Annotated in this window: 21 protein-coding genes; 7 read left to right on the top strand and 14 right to left on the bottom strand. The window is 61.8% G+C overall.

Annotated elements, in window-relative coordinates; genetic code table 11:
- Positions 1 to 64: 64 nt before the first annotated feature.
- Positions 65 to 454 (bottom strand): DUF2946 domain-containing protein, encoded by a 390-nt coding sequence (locus AC1RBR_RS15900; protein ID WP_097090306.1) that lies wholly within the window; start codon positions 452 to 454, stop codon positions 65 to 67.
- Between the two features lie 94 nt (positions 455 to 548).
- On the opposite strand from AC1RBR_RS15900, the gene AC1RBR_RS15895 reads away from it, so the two are divergent.
- On the top strand, positions 549 to 989 hold the full coding sequence (locus AC1RBR_RS15895; RefSeq protein ID WP_098964385.1) for a DUF3995 domain-containing protein: 441 nt from the start codon (positions 549 to 551) through the stop codon (positions 987 to 989).
- A 123-nt stretch (positions 990 to 1,112) separates the two neighbouring features.
- Here the strand turns inward: AC1RBR_RS15895 and AC1RBR_RS15890 are convergent, their stop codons facing one another.
- The 7 genes from AC1RBR_RS15890 to AC1RBR_RS15860 form a co-directional block, all read right to left on the bottom strand.
- Entirely contained in the window at positions 1,113 to 1,475 is a 363-nt protein-coding gene (locus AC1RBR_RS15890; RefSeq protein WP_492565451.1) for a Na+/H+ antiporter subunit G, read from the bottom strand.
- Entirely contained in the window at positions 1,472 to 1,750 is a 279-nt protein-coding gene (locus AC1RBR_RS15885; RefSeq protein WP_003225959.1) for a K+/H+ antiporter subunit F, read from the bottom strand. Before AC1RBR_RS15885 ends, AC1RBR_RS15890 begins: the two co-directional genes overlap by 4 nt.
- Complete coding sequence (locus AC1RBR_RS15880) at positions 1,747 to 2,235, bottom strand: Na+/H+ antiporter subunit E (RefSeq protein WP_492565449.1); 489 nt, start codon at positions 2,233 to 2,235, stop codon at positions 1,747 to 1,749. Before AC1RBR_RS15880 ends, AC1RBR_RS15885 begins: the two co-directional genes overlap by 4 nt.
- The gene (locus AC1RBR_RS15875; protein ID WP_492565447.1) at positions 2,232 to 3,911 is read right to left on the bottom strand and encodes a monovalent cation/H+ antiporter subunit D; all 1,680 of its coding nucleotides are present in this window, start codon (positions 3,909 to 3,911) and stop codon (positions 2,232 to 2,234) included. Before AC1RBR_RS15875 ends, AC1RBR_RS15880 begins: the two co-directional genes overlap by 4 nt.
- Positions 3,908 to 4,252: a Na+/H+ antiporter subunit C gene (locus tag AC1RBR_RS15870; protein WP_003225953.1), complete on the bottom strand. Its 345-nt coding sequence runs from the start codon at positions 4,250 to 4,252 to the stop codon at positions 3,908 to 3,910. Before AC1RBR_RS15870 ends, AC1RBR_RS15875 begins: the two co-directional genes overlap by 4 nt.
- Positions 4,252 to 7,170, bottom strand: a complete 2,919-nt coding sequence (locus tag AC1RBR_RS15865) for a monovalent cation/H+ antiporter subunit A (protein WP_123586729.1) — start codon at positions 7,168 to 7,170, stop codon at positions 4,252 to 4,254. The genes AC1RBR_RS15870 and AC1RBR_RS15865 overlap by 1 nt, the downstream gene beginning before the upstream one ends.
- 247 nt (positions 7,171 to 7,417) lie before the next feature.
- Positions 7,418 to 8,353, bottom strand: a complete 936-nt coding sequence (locus AC1RBR_RS15860; protein WP_095136486.1) for a DMT family transporter — start codon at positions 8,351 to 8,353, stop codon at positions 7,418 to 7,420.
- An 85-nt stretch (positions 8,354 to 8,438) separates the two neighbouring features.
- Here AC1RBR_RS15860 and AC1RBR_RS15855 point away from each other — a divergent pair, with 85 nt between their 5' ends.
- Positions 8,439 to 9,002 (top strand): helix-turn-helix domain-containing protein, encoded by a 564-nt coding sequence (locus tag AC1RBR_RS15855; protein WP_150368875.1) that lies wholly within the window; start codon positions 8,439 to 8,441, stop codon positions 9,000 to 9,002.
- The gene (locus tag AC1RBR_RS15850) at positions 9,003 to 10,397 is read left to right on the top strand and encodes an FAD/NAD(P)-binding protein (RefSeq protein ID WP_492565445.1); all 1,395 of its coding nucleotides are present in this window, start codon (positions 9,003 to 9,005) and stop codon (positions 10,395 to 10,397) included.
- A 190-nt stretch (positions 10,398 to 10,587) separates the two neighbouring features.
- Here AC1RBR_RS15850 and ppnN read toward each other — a convergent pair whose 3' ends face one another.
- A complete protein-coding gene (ppnN, locus tag AC1RBR_RS15845; protein WP_027612974.1) occupies positions 10,588 to 11,961 on the bottom strand; it encodes a nucleotide 5'-monophosphate nucleosidase PpnN in 1,374 nt (457 codons plus the stop codon).
- A gap of 222 nt (positions 11,962 to 12,183) precedes the next feature.
- Between ppnN and AC1RBR_RS15840 the strand changes: the two genes are divergently transcribed.
- Positions 12,184 to 12,711: a DUF3087 domain-containing protein gene (locus tag AC1RBR_RS15840; protein WP_492565444.1), complete on the top strand. Its 528-nt coding sequence runs from the start codon at positions 12,184 to 12,186 to the stop codon at positions 12,709 to 12,711.
- On the opposite strand, the gene AC1RBR_RS15835 is transcribed toward AC1RBR_RS15840, so the two are convergent.
- Positions 12,708 to 13,094: a DUF2784 domain-containing protein gene (locus tag AC1RBR_RS15835; protein ID WP_166497411.1), complete on the bottom strand. Its 387-nt coding sequence runs from the start codon at positions 13,092 to 13,094 to the stop codon at positions 12,708 to 12,710. The two genes, AC1RBR_RS15840 and AC1RBR_RS15835, sit on opposite strands and share 4 nt — an antisense overlap.
- A gap of 152 nt (positions 13,095 to 13,246) precedes the next feature.
- Here AC1RBR_RS15835 and AC1RBR_RS15830 point away from each other — a divergent pair, with 152 nt between their 5' ends.
- From AC1RBR_RS15830 to AC1RBR_RS15820, 3 genes are all read left to right on the top strand, one after another.
- On the top strand, positions 13,247 to 13,945 hold the full coding sequence (locus AC1RBR_RS15830) for an AzlC family ABC transporter permease (protein ID WP_183780536.1): 699 nt from the start codon (positions 13,247 to 13,249) through the stop codon (positions 13,943 to 13,945).
- Entirely contained in the window at positions 13,945 to 14,256 is a 312-nt protein-coding gene (locus tag AC1RBR_RS15825) for an AzlD domain-containing protein (protein WP_166497451.1), read from the top strand. Before AC1RBR_RS15830 ends, AC1RBR_RS15825 begins: the two co-directional genes overlap by 1 nt.
- Before the next feature lie 62 nt (positions 14,257 to 14,318).
- Positions 14,319 to 14,462, top strand: a complete 144-nt coding sequence (locus tag AC1RBR_RS15820; protein WP_166497409.1) for a hypothetical protein — start codon at positions 14,319 to 14,321, stop codon at positions 14,460 to 14,462.
- Positions 14,463 to 14,505: 43 nt separating this feature from the next.
- Here AC1RBR_RS15820 and AC1RBR_RS15815 read toward each other — a convergent pair whose 3' ends face one another.
- From AC1RBR_RS15815 to AC1RBR_RS15800, 4 genes are all read right to left on the bottom strand, one after another.
- On the bottom strand, positions 14,506 to 14,778 hold the full coding sequence (locus tag AC1RBR_RS15815; protein ID WP_095136479.1) for a hypothetical protein: 273 nt from the start codon (positions 14,776 to 14,778) through the stop codon (positions 14,506 to 14,508).
- Positions 14,779 to 15,034: 256 nt separating this feature from the next.
- Positions 15,035 to 15,715 carry an SOS response-associated peptidase gene (locus AC1RBR_RS15810; protein ID WP_492565441.1) on the bottom strand — a complete coding sequence of 227 codons (681 nt, stop codon included), beginning with the start codon at positions 15,713 to 15,715 and terminating at the stop codon, positions 15,035 to 15,037.
- A gap of 48 nt (positions 15,716 to 15,763) precedes the next feature.
- On the bottom strand, positions 15,764 to 16,609 hold the full coding sequence (locus AC1RBR_RS15805) for an ABC transporter permease (RefSeq protein ID WP_492565439.1): 846 nt from the start codon (positions 16,607 to 16,609) through the stop codon (positions 15,764 to 15,766).
- A gap of 60 nt (positions 16,610 to 16,669) precedes the next feature.
- On the bottom strand, positions 16,670 to 17,653 hold the full coding sequence (locus AC1RBR_RS15800) for an aliphatic sulfonate ABC transporter substrate-binding protein (RefSeq protein WP_492565438.1): 984 nt from the start codon (positions 17,651 to 17,653) through the stop codon (positions 16,670 to 16,672).
- Positions 17,654 to 17,827 lie beyond the last annotated feature (174 nt).

Genomic DNA, 17,827 nt, shown 5'->3' with positions numbered 1-17,827 from the left:
TCAGCGCACAGGCGAACGCCGCGCGTTGGCGCAGTGAGCTGAAAAATCAAAAAGGCAAGGACAATCAGGCGAGCGGTGGGGCGCGAGGATTGGCCGAAGGCCAGGTGAAGCGGGCAGGGAGGTCGGCACTGACGATGGGCGCCAGTGGCGGACTGTGTTGCTCGGGCAGAACCGCGAGGGTCAGGCTGGAGTTGAACGCCGGGCCCATGCCGCCGCCGACCGAGCACAGCGGGCAGCCGAACGCCTTGGACAGGGTCGGCAATTGTTCTTCGCCGGGATTGCTGGTCAGTGGCGCTTGGGTGGCCGGGTCGACCGTACAGAACTGCCCGCCGATGCCGTTGAGCTGCATCCCGACCATTTGCCCGTGACCGATGCTGCAGGCGAACACGTTGAACAGGACGCAGCAATAAAGCATCCAGGCCAGCAGTGAGCGATCGGAACGGGTGAATTTCATGGGGCGGCACTTTACCGTACCGCTGATCGGTCGTGCACTTCAAAAAATGCCAACTAGGATGTTTTGTTCAAATCCCCCGAAAGGATTCTTGACCATGACCTTTGTGTTGGCTCAATGGCTGGTGACGATATTTGCGGCAATTGCCCTGGTACACGTGTATTGGGCGCTGGGTGGGCAGTGGGCGGCGGTGGCGGCGGTACCGCAAGTGCCGGTGCGAGGATTGGTGGCGACGGTGCGACCGGCATTCAAACCGTCAGGCTGGATCACCTTGCTGGTGGCGGCGGCATTATTGGTGATCGCCGCGCTTGTGTGCATGCGGGTCGGCTGGGGCATGCCGGCGGTGCATCACAAGGCGTTGCAATGGGTGATCAGTGCGATTGCGTTATTGATGTTCGCCCGGGCGATCGGCGATTCGAATCTGGTGGGGTTTTTCAAGGAAGTGAAGGGGTCGCGGTTTGCGCGGCTGGATACCTGGGTGTATTCGCCGCTGTGTCTGGTGTTGGGGGCGGGGTTGTTGGCGGTGGCCTGGGTCTGAGGTTTGAGGTTTGAGGTGATCTGGAGATTGCTATCGCGAGCAGGCTCACTCCTACATTTGGAATGCGTTCCCCTGTAGGAGTGAGCCTGCTCGCGATGGCGTCATTGCAGACAATATAAAACCTCAGCTACCACTCTCGGTCCTGCGACTACTCACCTCAGCCGGCACATCATCCCCCGCCATGCGCTTGCGGAACAACGCCGCCCGCGCCAGCAGCAACGTGGTCACCGGCACGGTGATCGCCAGCAGAATCGGAATCAGCCAGGCATGCATCACCGGCCCGGACTTGAGTGCCGAAAAACAGATGATCGACGCCAGTGCCACACACCACGCGCCCAGCGTCGAGGCCAGCGCCGGCGGATGCATGCGCTGGAAGTAATCCTTCATGCGCAGCAATCCGGTCGCGCCAATCAGCGCAAACACCCCGCTGAGCACCAGCAGGACCGCCACCGGAATCTCCACCCACAGCGACAATTCAGCAGTCATTCGATCACCTCGCCACGCAGCAGGAATTTCGCCAGGGCAAACGAGCCGACGAAGCCGAACAGCGCGATCAGTAGCGCTGCCTCGAAATAAGTGTCACTGGAATAACGAATGCCCAGCGTCAGCATCATCAGCATGGCGACGATGTACAGGTAATCCAGAGCGAGTACCCGATCCTGTGCCGACGGCCCCTTGAACAGGCGAATCAGGGTCAGGACCATCGCCAGCGAGAACAGGAACAGCGTCAGCAGAATCGCGTTCGACAGCAACGGGCTCATTCGAAAATCTCCATCAACGGCTGCTCGTAGGCAGTCTTGAAGTGGTGGATGAAGTGCGCCTCGTCATCCAGATCCCAAACATGCAGCAGCAGAATGCTGCGATCCAGCGCCAGCTCCGACCACACGGTGCCCGGCACCACGGTGCAGATCATCGCCAGCGCCGCCAGACCGTTGGCGTCGCGCAGGTCCAGCGGGACTTTGACGAAGCGCGAGCGCGGCGGGCGGCGACCGGCGTTGATCACGCCCCAGGCGACGATCAGGTTGGAGAGGATCACGTCACGACCGACCATCACGAACAGGCGCAAAATCTTCAGCGGACGGCGGATGCGCACCTGTTTCGGGCGCAGCTTGCGCATCATCAATGGTGCGGCGAACCCGAGGATTGCACCGAGCAGCAGGTTGCCCGGGCTGACAGACAGGTTCAGCGTCAGCCACAAAACCCACAACGCCAGTGACAGCAACGGTGCCGGAAATACGCGCTTCATGGCTGCACCTCCAGCATCGCCGCTTTGGCTTCAGGGCTGGGCACGGCGCGGGTGCCGAGCACCGCCATCACGTATTGCTGCGGGTTGTTCAGCGCGTCGGCGGTGGCCTCGGTGTAACGCAGCAGCGGTTCGGCCTTGAAGGTCAGCGCGATACTCAGTCCCAGCAACAGGAAGATCGGTGCGCATTCGAGCTTGCGCAGCAGCGGCGAAGGGCGCTCCTCGGGCGTCCAGAAACGCTGGATGCCCATGCGCGAGAATGCCATCAACGAGGCCAGCCCGGACAGGATCAGCAGCGCCAGCAACGCCCATGCAGCGTTCGAGATCGGCGCATCAGTACCCAGACCCAACGGATTGAGCAGCGCACCGATCAGGTTGAGCTTGCCGATGAATCCGGACAGCGGCGGCATGCCGATGATCAGCAGCGCGCAGGCGATGAAGCTCAGGCCGAGAAACGCCATGGTCCACGGAATGACCTGACCGACCACGGCTTTCTGCTCGTCATCGAGGTTGATACCTTTGGGCGGTTGCAGCGATTCCTGCGGACGCGGCAGCAACTCGCTTTCATCCTCCAGCGGGATTTCGTTGGCCGAACGCGAACGCTCGATCAACTCCGCCAGCAGGAACAGCGCACTCAGTGCCAGGGTCGAGCTGACCAGGTAGAACAGCGCCGCGCCGATCAGGTTTGGCTGGGCGAAACCCACCGCCGACAGCAGAATCCCGGCCGACACCAGAATGCTCAGGCTGGCCATGCGCTCCAGGCGTTGCGCGGCCAGAATCGCCAGCGCGGCGCAGGCGATGGTCGCCATGCCGCCGTAGATCAGCCATTCGCCACCGAAGAAGGCCGAGCCCCCGGCCTGCCCGGAAAACAGCAGCGTCCACAGACGCAGCAGGGTGTAGACGCCGACCTTGGTCATGATCGCGAACATCGCCGCTACCGGTGCGCTGGCCGAAGAATAGGCCGGCACCAGCCAGAAGTTCAGCGGCCACATGCCGGCCTTGGCCAGGAATGCCACCGCAAGAATCCCCGCGCCGGCGTGCAGCAAGCCCCGGTCGGCTTCCGGCACCAGCGGAATCTTCAGCGCCAGATCGGCCATGTTCAGCGTACCGGTGACGCCATAGATCAGCGCCGCGCCAATCAGGAACAGCGACGAGGCCAGCAGGTTGATCGAGATGTAATGCAGCCCCGACGATACCCGCGCCCGACCCGAACCGTGCAGCAACAGACCATAAGAGGCCGCGAGCAGCACTTCGAAGAACACGAACAGGTTGAACAGGTCGGCGGTAAGGAAGGCGCCGTACAGGCCCATCAGTTGAATCTGGAACAGCGCGTGGAAGCTCGACCCGGCGCCATCCCAACGCGCCATGGCGAACAGCAGGGCGCTGACGCCGATGATCCCGGTCAGCACCAGCATCAATGCCGACAGGCGATCGACCACCAGCACGATGCCGAACGGCGCCTGCCAGTTGCCCGGCAGGTACACGCCGATGGAACCGGGTACACCAGTGGTTTGCGTCCACTGCAGCAGCATCACCGAAATGAACAGGCCGACGAGGCTTGAGAACAGATTGATTTTCGCCTTCAGCGGTCGGTGCTTTTCGCCGAGCATCAACATGATGGCGGCGGTCAGCAGCGGCAGCAGGATCGGTGCCGCGATCAGGTGAGTCATCGCCATCATTCCTTGGGCTCCCGGCCGTCGACGTGGTCGGTGCCGGTCAGGCCCCGCGACGCCAGCAACACCACCAGGAACAGCGCAGTCATGGCGAAGCTGATGACGATCGCCGTCAGCACCAGTGCCTGCGGCAGCGGATCGGTGTAGTGCAGCAAATCCTGTGTCACGCCGTCCTTGATCACCGGTTCTTTACCGATGAACAGGCTGCCCATGCTGAAGATGAACAGGTTGACCGCGTAGGACAGCAGGCACAGGCCCATGACCACCTGAAATGTCCGTGGCCGCAATACCAGCCACACGCCGGACGCGGCGAGCACGCCGATGGCGATTGCGATGACTTCTTCCATCAGACGGCTCCTTTGCTGGCGACGGCCTTGGGCAGCGACGCGGTCTTGTGACCACGCACCGATTGGTGGGCGAGGGCGGTGAGGATCAGCAGCGTCGAGCCGACCACCACGGCGTACACGCCGATATCGAAGAACAGCGCGCTGGCGATATGGATCTCGCCCAGCAGCGGCAAGGCGAAATGCCAGGTGTGGGTGGTCAGGAACGGATAACCGACCGCCATCGCGCCGAGACCGGTGGCGGTGGCGAACAGCAGGCCAGTGCCCATCCAGCGCAGCGGTCGCAGGCTCATTTGCGCTTCGACCCACTGCGTACCGGCGACCATGTATTGCAGGATGAACGCCACCGACATCACCAGTCCGGCGACGAAACCGCCGCCCGGCTGGTTGTGACCGCGCATGAACAGGTAGCACGACACCACCAGCGCAATCGGCAGCAACAAGCGCACCAGCACCGCCGGCACCATCATGAAACCGAGCGCGGTGTCGCTGGCGCTGCGCGGGTTGACCAGATCGGTGACCACGTCCGGCGCGAGCAGACGTTGCTGGGCCGGCAACTGCAGGCTTTCTTTCGGCGGGCGGAAGCGGCGCAGCAGGGCGAACACGGTCAGCGCCACCGCCACCAGCACGGTGATTTCACCGAGGGTGTCGAAGCCGCGGAAGTCCACCAGCATCACGTTGACCACGTTGCTGCCACCGCCCTCGGGCATGGCCCGGCTGAGGTAGAACGAGGAAATGTCGTTGGGCGTCTGCCGTGTCAGCATCGCGTAGGACAGCAGCGCCATGCCGGCGCCGACGGCAATCGACAGCAGCAAGTCGCGCAAGCGGCGCACGCGGGCCTTGCGCAGGCTCGACGGCAGTGGCGAGACTTCTTCGATCCGCCGTGGCAACCAGCGCAGGCCGAGCAGGATCAGCACCGTGGTCACCACTTCCACCGCCAGTTGCGTCAGGGCCAGATCCGGCGCCGAGAACCAGACGAAGGTCACGCAGGTCATCAACCCGCAGACGCTGACCATGGTCAGGGCGGCGAGACGGTGATACTTGGCCTGCCACGCGGCGCCGAGGGCGCAGGCAATCGCCAGCAGCCACAGGGTGACGAACACGATGGAACCCGGAATCTTCGGCCGGTCGCCCCAGCTCAGGCTGCTGTGCAACATCGGGATCAGGCCGGCGAGCACTGCCGCCAGGACCATCAGGAACAGTTGCATTTGCAGGCGGCGGGTGCCGAGGCGGCGTTCGACCCGACGGGCCATGCGCATCATCAGCACCAGGCTGCGCTCGAACAGGCGCTTGCCGTTGAAGCGGCCCACCAGCGGCGGATATTTGAAGCGACCACGCTTGAGCTGATTGCGCAGCAGCAGATAGACCACGATGCCACCGGACATGGCGATCAGACTCATGATCATCGGCGCGTTCAGCCCATGCCAGATCGCCAGGCTGTATTCCGGCAAGGTCCCGCCCACCACCGGCAGCGCGGCGGCTGCGAGCAGCGGGCCGACCACTTGGGCCGGAAAGATCCCGACGACCAGACAGGTGAACACCAGCAGCTCGACCGGTGCACGCATCCAGCGCGGCGGTTCGTGCGGGGTGTGTGGCAGATCGGTAGCGGTCGGGCCGAAGAACACGTCGACGGTAAAGCGCAACGAGTAGGCGACGCTGAAGGTACCGGCGATGGTCGCGACAATCGGCAACGCTGCTTCGACCCACGCAGTGGCGTTGATGAACACGGTTTCCGCGAAGAACATTTCTTTCGACAGGAAGCCGTTGAGCAGCGGCACGCCGGCCATCGACGCGCTGGCGACCATGGCCAATGTCGCGGTGAACGGAATCAGTTTGATCAGACCGCTGAGTTTGCGGATGTCACGGGTACCGCTTTCGTGGTCGATGATGCCCGCGGCCATGAACAGCGAGGCCTTGAAGGTCGCGTGGTTGAGAATGTGGAACACCGCGGCAACGGCTGCCAGCGGACTGTTCAGGCCCAGCAGCAGGGTGATCAGGCCCAGATGGCTGATGGTCGAGTAGGCCAGCAGACCCTTGAGATCGTTCTGGAACATTGCGCAGTAGGCGCCGAGCAACAACGTACACGCACCGGCGCCGCTGACGATGTAAAACCATTCTTCACTGCCGGACAGCGACGGCCACAGGCGCGCAAGCAGGAACACCCCGGCCTTGACCATGGTCGCCGAGTGCAGATAAGCCGAAACCGGGGTGGGCGCCGCCATTGCGTGCGGCAGCCAGAAATGGAAGGGAAACTGCGCGCTTTTGCTGAGGGCGCCGATAAGGATGAGGGGAAGCAGGATAGGGTAGAGGGCATGTGCGCGAATCTGATCGCCGGCGGCCAGGACCTTGTCCAGGTCATAGCTGCCGACGACATGGCCGAGGATCATGACCCCTGCCAGCAGGCATAGTCCCCCGGCACCGGTGACCATCAGCGCCATATAGGCGCCACGTCGGGCATCAGAGCGGTGGTGCCAGTAGCCGATCAACAGGAACGAGAAGAGGCTGGTCAGCTCCCAGAAGAACACGATCTGGATCAGGTTGCCGGAGATCACCAGCCCGAGCATGGCGCCCATGAACGCCAGGAAGAAGGCGAAGAAGCGCGGTACCGGGTCGTCCGGCGACATGTAGTAACGCGCATATAAAGAGACCAGCGCGCCGATGCCCAGCACCAGCAACGAGAACAGCCAGGCGAAGCCGTCCATGCGCAGGACGAAGTTCAAACCGAGGCTGGGCAGCCACATGAATTCTTCGCGGATCACCCCGCCATGGGCGATTTGCGGGTACAACAGCGCGACCTGCACGGTGCCGATCAGAGCGACCAGACCTGCCAACAGGGATTCGGTATTACGCGCGTTGTGTGGCAGCACCGCTGCCAGACAGCTGCCAATGAATGGCAGAAGCAGTAGAACTATCAGGGACATAGGCTTCTAATCTGCGGAAGTTTGTGAAGCATCATACGTGCCAGCTCCCTGATTACCAAACCCGAGGATGTCTCAGAATCCTACAAAGTAGTCTGAAAAATTTGGTTTGGCATTGTTTCAGGTAGATGGATATTGCTTGGAATGGCCTCATCGCGAGCAGGCTCACTCCTACAGGGGAAACGCATTTCAATTGTAGGAGTGAGCCTGCTCGCGATAGCTACGGTTCAGGCACTAAAGATATTGCGGATTAACCTTGGGTCTCCCGCTCCAGCTCAGCGTCTTCTTCGACAACCTTCCCCTTGGTCTTCAACTCACTGACAATCACCGCCGCCACAATCAACCCGGCGCCAACCAAGGCAATCGCCGGCAAACGCTCCCCGGCGATCCGCCCGACGATCCCGGCCCACACTGGTTCACCGGCGTAGATCAAGGTCGCCCGGGTCGGCGAAACGCTTTTCTGCGCCCAGTTCATCGCCACCTGAATCGCCGCACTCGCCGCGCCGAGACCCAATGCGGTCACCAGCAAGGTCCAGGAAAAATCCGGAAGCGCTTCGCCGGTCGGCACCACCAGCAGAAACGACAGCACCGAGGTCGCCGCCAGTTGCACCACGGTCACCCGGCGTACATCGACTTGACCGGCATAGGTGCTGATCAAAATGATCTCGGCGGCTATCGCGATGGCGCTGATCAGCGTGGCGATTTCGCCGGGGCTGAAATTCAGCGCAGCCCCGGACGGCCCGGACAACAACATCAAACCGGTAAACGCCAGCATGATGCCAATGCTCGGCATCAACCCTGGTCGACGGCCCAGCACCAGCCATTGCAACAACGGCACGAAGGGCACGTACAGCGCGGTGATGAATGCCGACTGACTGCTCGGGATCGTTTGCAGACCAACCGTCTGCAAGCCGTAACCGAGCATGATCGCCACGCCGATGAAGGATCCGGCCTTGAGCTCGAACAGGGTCAGTTCACGCAAGTGGCGCCAGGAGAACAGCGCGACAATGGCGGCCGCAGCGGCAAAGCGCAGGCCGACAAAGAACATCGGGCCGCTGACGGTCATTGCGTGTTGCACCAGCAGGAACGTACCGCCCCAGACCATGGTGATCAGCACCAGCACGCACTCGGCCTTGCTGAAACGGGAGAAGCGAAGAGGCGTGGGGGAGCTGTTCACTGACGTCATGTCCTTGCGCACTATAAAAGGCAGGACGCACAATGCGTCCAACGTTGCGCAGTATACTGCCCAACCCCACCGAGTGAGCAATATAGTGCACAAAGATTCCAGCCAACGGGCGTCCGTCCTGCAACACGTCAGCCACAACGTCCGGCGCCTGCGCCACGCCGCTGACATGAGCCAGACCGCGCTGGCCGAAAAGTCCGGCGTCAGTCGGCGCATGCTGGTGGCGATCGAGGCCGGGGAAAAGAATGTCAGCCTGACCACTCTCGACCGCGTCGCCGAAGCGCTCGATGTGGCATTCAGTGACCTGATCCAGGCCCCCGACGCGCGCGACCCGAGCCGCATCAACGAAGTAGCATGGGCTGGCTCCATTCCCGGAAGCAAAGCGGTGCTGCTGTCCAAGGCCACCGCCACCCGCGAAGTCGAACAGTGGGAATGGTGCCTGCAACCGGGCGAGGTCTATCCGTCGCAACCGGATGCCGATGGCTGGAGCGAGCAGATTTATGTGTTCGAAGGTTGCCTGACGCTAACGGTGGGTGAGGTGACCAATACCATTGCGACCGGCGAGTTTTTCATGTTTGCCAGCAACCAGCCGCATGGCTATCGCAATGACGGGCCGGTAGCGGTGCGTTTTGTGCGCAATGTGGTGATTTGAATGAGTCAGAACGCAGACATCCTGATCATCGGCGGTGGCCTCAGCGGCACGATGCTGGCCGTGCAATTGCTGCGACTGCCCGGCCAGCGTCGGATCCTGATCATCGAACCGCGCGCCGAACTCGGTCGCGGTGAAGCTTACAGCGCCGTCGAACTGGGCCACACGCTCAACGGCAATGCGGCGCGCATGAGTGTCGACCCCGATAACCCCGATGACCTGACTCAATGGCTCACCGCGCACATCGCTGCCGGTGGCTGGCCGGAATCTGCCGAGCAGAATGTGCCGATCAGTGAGCTGTTCCCGCCGCGCGGGCTGTTTGGCGTGTATGTGCAGCAGCGTCTGGCCGAGGCGCGAGTCGTTGGTGCGCGGCACGGTTCGACCGTCGAGCACATCTGTGCCGAAGTCGTCGATCTGCAAAGCGAGGCCGATTCGGTGCAAGTGAGTTTGAACGACGGTCGACGGTTGCGTGGCGCCTATGCCGTGCTCGCTACGGGCATGTTCCCCGCCGCCCGCACGCCGCAGAAAGAGTCCAGCGGTCTGAATGCTGCTGCGCTTGATCCGTGGGATGTCGCCGCCATGCGTCAGCTCGATCCGCAGTCGACTGTGCTGATCATCGGCTCCGGCCTGACCATGGTCGATGCCGTGGTTTCACTGGAGCAGGCCGGTCATCGCGGGCCGATCGAAGTGTTTTCCCGTCACGGACTGTTGCCCCATGTGCGTCGGCAACCGCCGGCGTGGGTGGATTTTCTTGCCGAAGATCAGAGCATTCGCACACCTCGACAGTTGTTGCGCGAGCTGCGCAGGCATTGCCGCGAGGCGATCGCTCAGGGCATCGATTGGCAGGCGCCGCTGGACACGGTGCGGGCCCATATCGGACGGCTGTGGAGTCAGGCGACTGACCTGCAGCGTCGACAATTCGTACGCCATGTGCGGCCGTGGTGGGAGAGTCATCATCACCGGTCACCGCCGTTGAGTGCGGCGCTGGTTGAGCGCTTGCACAGCGAGGGACGGTTGCGGATTCAGGCGGCGTCATTCCAGGGGCTTGAGCCGGTGGAGGGCGAGGGTGTGAGCATTTGCATTCGGCGTCGCGGCGAGGCAGAAAGCTGTGTGCTGCAGGGGGCGGCGCTGATCAATTCCAGCGGCATCGAATACGACTGGCGCCGCGTCGCGCGACCGCTGCCGCAGCAGTTGCTGGCGCGTGGGCTGGTGCGGCCGGGGCCGTTGGCGTTGGGGATTGCAGCGGCGGTGGACGGTGCGGTGCTGGACGCTGAAGGGCAGGCCGGCAGCCGATTGTTCGCGATGGGGCCACCGTTGCGCGGGATGTGGTGGGAGAGCACGGCGGTGACGGATGTGGCGTTGCAGGCCAAGGCGTTGGCGGCGCGATTGGTGGGATAAGGTTGATGCTGGTTTTTCGCGAGCAGGTTCGCTCCCACAGGGGACTCCGCTTGGAAATACCCTGCGCGCCACACACCAGATCCTGTGGGAGCGGGCTTGCTCGCGAAGAGGCCGTGTCAGTCAACATCAATGTTGCCTGACACAGCGCTTTCGCGAGCAAGCCCGCTCCCACATTAGGGGGCCGGAAGAGTTACGCCACCACGCGATAGCACGGCACATACGCCGCGCCGCCCGGCAGTTTCATCCGGTGCTGGGCGACGAAGGCTTTGAGCAGCGCATCGAGCGGTTGCATGATCGCCGCGTCACCACGGATCTGGTACGGCCCGTGTTCTTCGATCAGGCGAATACCCTTGTCCTTGACGTTGCCGGCGACGATCCCGGAGAACGCGCGGCGCAGGTTGGCCGCCAGTTCGTGGGGCGGCTGGTCGCGGTGCAGTTTGAGGTTGGCCATGTTTTCGTGGGTCGGATCGAACGGGCGCTGGAAGCTTTCGTCGATCTTCAGCAGCCAGTTGAAGTGGAACGCGTCGTTGCGCTCGCGGCGGAACTGCTTCACCGCTTTGAGGCCGGCGGTCATCTGCCGCGCGACTTCGGCCGGGTCGTCGATGATGATCTCGTAGTGCTGTTTCGCCGCATCGCCGAGGGTGGCGGTGACGAACGCATCGAGTTGCTCCAGATACGGCGCGGCATGTTTCGGCCCGGTCAGGATCACCGGGAACGGCAGGCCGGCGTTGTCCGGGTGCATCAGGATGCCCAGCAGGTACAGGAACTCTTCGGCGGTACCGGCACCGCCCGGGAAGATGATGATGCCGTGGCCGACACGCACGAACGCTTCCAGACGTTTTTCGATGTCCGGCAGGATCACCAGCTCATTGACGATCGGGTTCGGCGCTTCGGCGGCGATGATCCCCGGCTCGGTCAGGCCGAGGTAGCGCCCGCCATGGATGCGCTGCTTGGCGTGGGCGATGGTCGCGCCTTTCATCGGGCCTTTCATCACGCCGGGGCCGCAACCGGTGCAAATGTCGAGGCTGCGCAGGCCCAGTTCGTGGCCGACTTTCTTGGTGTATTTGTATTCTTCGGTGTTGATCGAGTGACCGCCCCAGCACACGACGATTTTCGGCTCCACACCCGGACGCAGGGTGCGCGCGTTGCGCAGCAGGTGGAACACGTAGTCGCTGATGCCTTGCGAGGTGCTGAGGTCGATGCGTTGGCTGTCGAGTTCGTTTTCGGTGTAGACGATGTCACGCAGGGCGCTGAACAGCATCTCGCGGGTGCTGGCGATCATTTCGCCGTCGACGAAGGCGTCGGCCGGGGCGTTCAGCAGTTCGAGGCGCACGCCGCGATCCTGCTGGTGAATGCGGATTTCGAAGTCCTTGTAGGCTTCGAGGATGGTCTTGGCGTTGTCGACATGCGCGCCGGTGTTGAGGATGGCCAGGGCGCACTGGCGGAAGAGGGTGTAGGTGCTGCCGGAGCCGGCTTCGCTCAGTTGCTGAACTTCACGTTGAGAAAGGGTTTCCAGGCTGCCTTTCGGGCTGACCGAGGCGTTGATTACGTGTCGTTGGGTCATGCAATGATCCTTAAAACGATGTCATTCCAATGAAAGCAAATGGCATCCGAATAGTGTGTATCCATGAATGAAGATGGCACGATCTGCGCTGTACCGCCATGTCCCCGTTGGACGCTGAAAAGATGAAAAGGGCCCCCAGCATAGCTAAATCGCAGAGAGAGGCGATAATGCGCAGCGAGTTTTTTCCGTTGCCCTTTTTATCGCTCAAGGAAGTCATGCCTGATGTTCGAGATCCAGCCGATGGACCCAGCAACGTTTCGCCAGCAGACCCGCCGCAGCACGTTGATCATTGCCGTGCTGTTCCTGGTGCTGGCGATGGCGCTTTCGACGGCGGCAGTGGCGCTGTTCGGCGAGCCCGGCGGCGATAATCTGCGGTTCAATGTCGGCGGAGTGTTCGTGGCTTTCCTGCTGACAGCGGCGCTGATGCGCGGGCAGTTCTGGCAGCAGGCGTGGATGGCCCCGGCGGTTTATAGCTGGCGGCTCAAGCGCAGCCTGATGAGCGTGACCAACGTGATGCATCAGGTGACCGCTGCGGTGGAACAGGGCGATCCGACGGCGATGAAGGTTTTGCGCTTCTATCATCTGGGGCTGACCCAGATGCACGAACTGGACGGCAACTCCAGCGATCACGCGCAATTGCACCGGGAAGTCGAAGCGCACAAGGCGCGGATGCAGGCGTTGGGTCTGGAGATCGACCAGAAACGCCTGGATCCGGCCTGGCTGCAAGCCTTGAAACCCGCCGCGCGTTAAAACGGAATACGGCTGGCGCGGCGCAGTTTCCACGCGCGGATCAGGCGTGCATAAACCAGCAGGTTGATCGCCAGCACTACGCTGCCCAGCGCCAACTGGATCTGCGGCGTCAGCCCGGCGGGGTAGATGATCGGCCAGATGTAGTGCTCAATGAAGCCGCCGGCGTATTCGGTCTGCCCGGCGGCGTGGCGCATCAGGTTTTCCCAGTAGGTCAGCGGACAGGTCAGGTGCAACACCTCGACTGCCACGCCCCATGCAGCCGCCGGCAAATGCAGCCACATCACGCGTGGCCATTTGAGCACCAGCAGCCCGCCGAACAGCACGAACAGAATGAAGCACAGATGAAACAGCACCAGCCCGTCGGCTGCGATTCGGTACAGCATGTCGTCTCCCTGACGCGGTTGTGAAGGCCTCCATGGTACGCCGACAGCGGACCCCGGGCGCGGCGATTTAGTGTAAGTGCGCAAGATTGTTCAAGCCGCGAAGGGGCATTTGCTGGCAGAGTCTGCGACCGTTTCCTCGGTTGAAGAGCGTTATGTCTGACTCACTTATGCCGCGCCGTGCGTTTCTTCGCGGCGCTGCGGCGATCATGCCGTTATCACTGGCGACGGCGCCGTGGGGGCTGCTGGCCGGCTCCATGGCGATCGAGGCCAATCTCACGCCGTTACAGGGGCAGGGCCTGTCGAGCATCGTGTTCGCAGGGGCCGCGCAACTGGTGGCGATCGGCATGCTCAAGGGCGGTGCCGGGATTTTCTCGATCCTGTTGACCACGCTGCTGCTGACCTCGCAGCACTTGTTGTACGGGATGAGCATGCGTTCGGTGATTTCGCCGCTGCCCGGGCGCTGGCGCATCGGCCTGGGCTTTTTGCTCACAGATGAACTGTTCGCCCTGACCAGTCAGCATGATCGTCAGCAGTTCAACCGCTGGTACGCCTTGGGCGTCGGCCTGACGTTCTATATCGCCTGGAACCTGTTCACCCTGGCCGGCATTGTCTTGGGCAGCAGCATTCCGGGGCTTGAGCACTTGGGGCTGGATTTCTCGATTGCCGCCACTTTCATAGCATTGATCACCCCGGTGGTGCGTAACGTGCCGACCGTGGTGTGTGTGGCGGTGTCGCTGTTCTGCTCGGTGCTGTTCAGTTATTGGCAGTGGGGTTCGGCACTGGTGTTGTCGGGCCTGGCCGGGATGACCGCAGGATTTGTCTGCAACAAGTTGTATCGGGGGCGTGCATGATGGTCTGGGCAGTGATTTTCGGCATGGGGATTCTGGTGTTCCTCAACCGTTACGTGTTTCTCGAACCGCGCCTGCCGCTGCGCTTGAGCAGCAATGCACGGCAGTTTCTCGGGTTTGCCGTGCCGGGAATGCTCACGGCGATCTGTGGGCCGATCGTGTTCATGCCGGACAAACAGCTGAATTTGCAGTGGGATAATCCGTATTTGCTCAGTTCGCTGGTGGCGATCGGACTGGTGCTGTACACCCGCAATACCTTGCTCAGCATGCTCTTGAGCATGGCGTTTTTCTTTTTGCTGCGCTGGTGGTTGTAAGTTGTCGGGAAAAAACTGTTCTACGCTTGTTGGATGACTAGTTGCGACAAAGCGAGGTGCACATGACGACCGAGCAACAGCGTGCGGATGAAGATGAAGAAGTAGACGAGCCCAGCGAAGAAGAAATCGAGCGTGAGAAACGCAAGGAACAGACGTGGAAGCACGACGATGGCAAGGAGCTCACCGGGCCTGACGTGAAACTCTGAGAGCCATCTGCAAGAAGCCCCGCAGCAGCGGGGCTTCTTTTTTTCAGAGGTCTTCCAGGTGCGGGAAGTCCGGGTGTGATGCCCGATAGCCCAGGGTCTTGTCGAGCCACGCATTGAGTTCGTTGACCATCACCGGTGGGTGCCCGGGATAGCTCTGGAGGGTCGTGCGCAAGACGCGTTCGATGTCCGGCACCGAACGCAGGTTTCGGGTCTTGATGTAGTGGCCGATAAAACAGTCGAGTTGAAAGCGTTCTGTCATGGACAGATAAATACACTCCAGGCCGTTGGCCTGTTTGATTGCAAAATCGTCGCGCAACTTAGTTCTCTGCAAGGCTTGTTAAAGTTGTAGGGGATTCCTGGTTTTGCTGACTCTTTGGTCAACTGGTATGCCAAATGGAAATGCGGCGCGCATGCTATCCGTAGCGCATCTAAATGTATGTATGACGGTTGAAATGTCAGACAGGCGGTTAGTTCGCTCAAACGACTGTTTTTTTCGGGCTGTCTCAACAATGAAACACCAGCTGTAAAGATCATGCGTCACCTACAAGGTAGACGCGTGAGAACGTGGATCTTTAAGCCACTTCTTCAATCAGCCCTGCACCCTGATTGCGTGAATTGCCGACTGCCTTGCCGACTTTGTGCCAGGCGAAGGCATCACTGGGTTCGCCTTCAAACAGGAGCATCTGTTCGGCGCGTTCAACAGGCGTGGCGCTGTCGAGCCACTCGGCAGCCATGTCAGCGCGAAAGACCACGGGTCTTCGATCATGAATATCGAGCAGGCCGCCGACGCTGTCGGCGGTGATGATCACGAATCCATCGTCCTCCCGGCCATCGCTGCCGGGTGTCGGAAACTGTCCGATGGCCGCACAGAAAACCGGCCCGTGATCGGCACGCCGGATCAGCCACGGCTGTCGGGTTTTATCCGGGCCGTCGACCCATTCGAACCAGTTGTCGACCGGCACGATCAGCCGATGACGCCAGATCGCCCGGAAGAACGGCCCATGGGCGACTTTCTCCACGCGGGCGTTAATTGGCGCCGCGCGATCCTTGGCCCAGTGCGGGCGCCAGCCCCAGCGCAGATTGTCGGCATACAGACGTTGATCATGTTGATGAAGGACTGCGAGTGAAGTGGTCGGCGCCGCGTTGTAGCGTTCCAGCGCGGCGTCGCCGACGTGATTGATCAGCGCATCGGGAATGCTCAGCACCGCGACAAAGTCGTGAATGCCGCGGTATTGCGAGAGTCTTCCGCACATGCGCCGAATCTCCGGTTGGACGCTTTCAGCATAGTTGGCTCTGGCCAATCAATCCTGCGCCTCCTGACCGGTGAACGTGTCGCGCCAGACCAGCCAGCGGCGTTCCAGCACTGCGAGCAAACCGTCGCTGAGTTTGCCGAGCACGGCGAGCACAATGATCGCCGCCAGCACGATGTCCGGTCGCGAGGTTTCGCGGCCGTCGCTGAGCAGATAACCCAGGCCCTTGGTCGCGGCGATCAGCTCGGCGGCCACCAGAAACATCCACGCCAGACTCATGCCGCTGCGCAGCCCGGTGAACAGGCCGGGCAGGGCGGCGGGCAGCAGAATCCGCCGCACCAGTTGCAGGCGACTGAAGCCGTAGATGCGCCCGACCTCGACCAGTTTGCGATCGATGTTGCGAATCGCCGCGACCACGTTGACGTACACCGGAAAGAACGCACCGATGGCGATCAGCACGATCTTCGAGGTTTCATCGATGCCCAGCCACAGCAGCAACAGCGGTACCCAGGCCAGACTCGGAATTGAGCGCAGGGCGGCGAACGTCGGCTCCAGATACGCCTCGGCCTCGCGGCTCAAACCGACCCAGGCGGCGAACACCAGCGCGAGGCTGGCGCCAATTGCAAACCCGAGCAATACCCGCAGCAGACTGGCGCCGATGTGTTTCCACAGTGCGCCTTCGGCGAGGTCGGTGAGGGTCAGGGCGATCTCGCTGGGCGCCGGCATTTGATAGGACGGCAGCCAGCCGAGACGCACGATGAATTCCAGGGCGACCACGATCAGCAGTGGCAGGGCCAGACCTTTCAGGCGCCGGCGCCATGTCGGGGTGAGGGTGGAAGGGCGCGGCCTCGACAAGCTGCGAGGCGGCGCGGGCAATTCGTTACTGCGAGTGCTCATACGCGGGCTCCGCTCACAGCGAATCCGCGTCGGGCGCGGATGGGCTGTGAGTCTGGTCGATTACTGGCGGGCGACGGCTTGCTGCACTCCGCTGTCGAGCAACTGATCGATGACTTGATCGACATTCACTCCACGCCGCACCAACTCCTCGGAGACCAGAATCGGTGCCGCGGATTTCGACGCTTGCACGTCGTTGGCGGTCAGTTGCGGGCTGCTCAGGTCGGTGCGCGACAACTGCAGTTTGGCCACGTCCAGCGGCAAACCGGATTCCTTGGCAAGCAGCGCGGCGAACTCGTCGGGATTTTTCTGCGCCCAGTCCCGCGCCTGCTCGTAGGCTTTGATCACGGTGTCGATGGTTTGCGGATGCTCCTTGGCGTACTGCTCGGTGACGCTGACCACGCCGTAGCTGTTGAACGCCGGGTTGCGATACAGCAGACGCGAACCGGCCTGCACCTGGCTGGCAGCCATGTGCGGATCGAGTCCGGCCCAGGCATCGACATCGCCTTTTTCCAGTGCGGTGCGACCGTCCGGATGTTGCAGGTGCACCAGTTCCACGTCGTCTTTCTTCAACCCGGCCTGTTGCAGGCTGCGCAGGGTGAACAGGTACGGATCGGTGCCTTTGGTGGCGGCGATTTTCTTGCCCTTGAGGTCGGCGACGCTCTGGTACGGCGAATCCTTGCGCACTACCAGCGCGGTCCATTCGGCACGGCTGTAGACGTAAACCGATTTGATCGGGCTGCCGTTGGCCCGGCTCAGCACGGCAGCGAGGCTGGCGCTGGAGGCGAAATCGACGCCGCCACTGTTCAGGTATTCCAGCGAACGGTTACTGCCCTGACTCAGCACCCAACTGACTTTGGTTTGTGGCAGGGCCTTTTCAAGAAAACCGAAATGCTTGAGCACCAGGCTCACCGGTGAGTAGTAGGCGTAATCCAGATGGACTTCCGCAGGTGGCGCTTCGGCGGCCTGAGCCAGAGGTTGCAGGCTCAATGCCATGGCGCTGGCGAGCAGCAGTGTTTTGAGGCGAGTAAAGGGTAACGATGTCATGGGGAGCTCCGGCAAAGGCACTGGTTGTTATGTCCAAAAATATATTTTTATCGACGGCATCCTGCGTGAATGGAATATTGCAGGCTCTGTGCCATGTACGTGCGGACCCATGTTTACGGGGTTTTCGCCGGTTTTAGTGCCTTTCAACTGTTGCTCGGGAAACATTGTGGCAAG

Source organism: Pseudomonas sp. GW823-FHT01D03 (genome assembly GCF_058798255.1).
The sequence above is the reverse complement of the archived record's forward strand: the minus strand, read 5'-3'. Positions and strand labels throughout refer to the sequence as shown.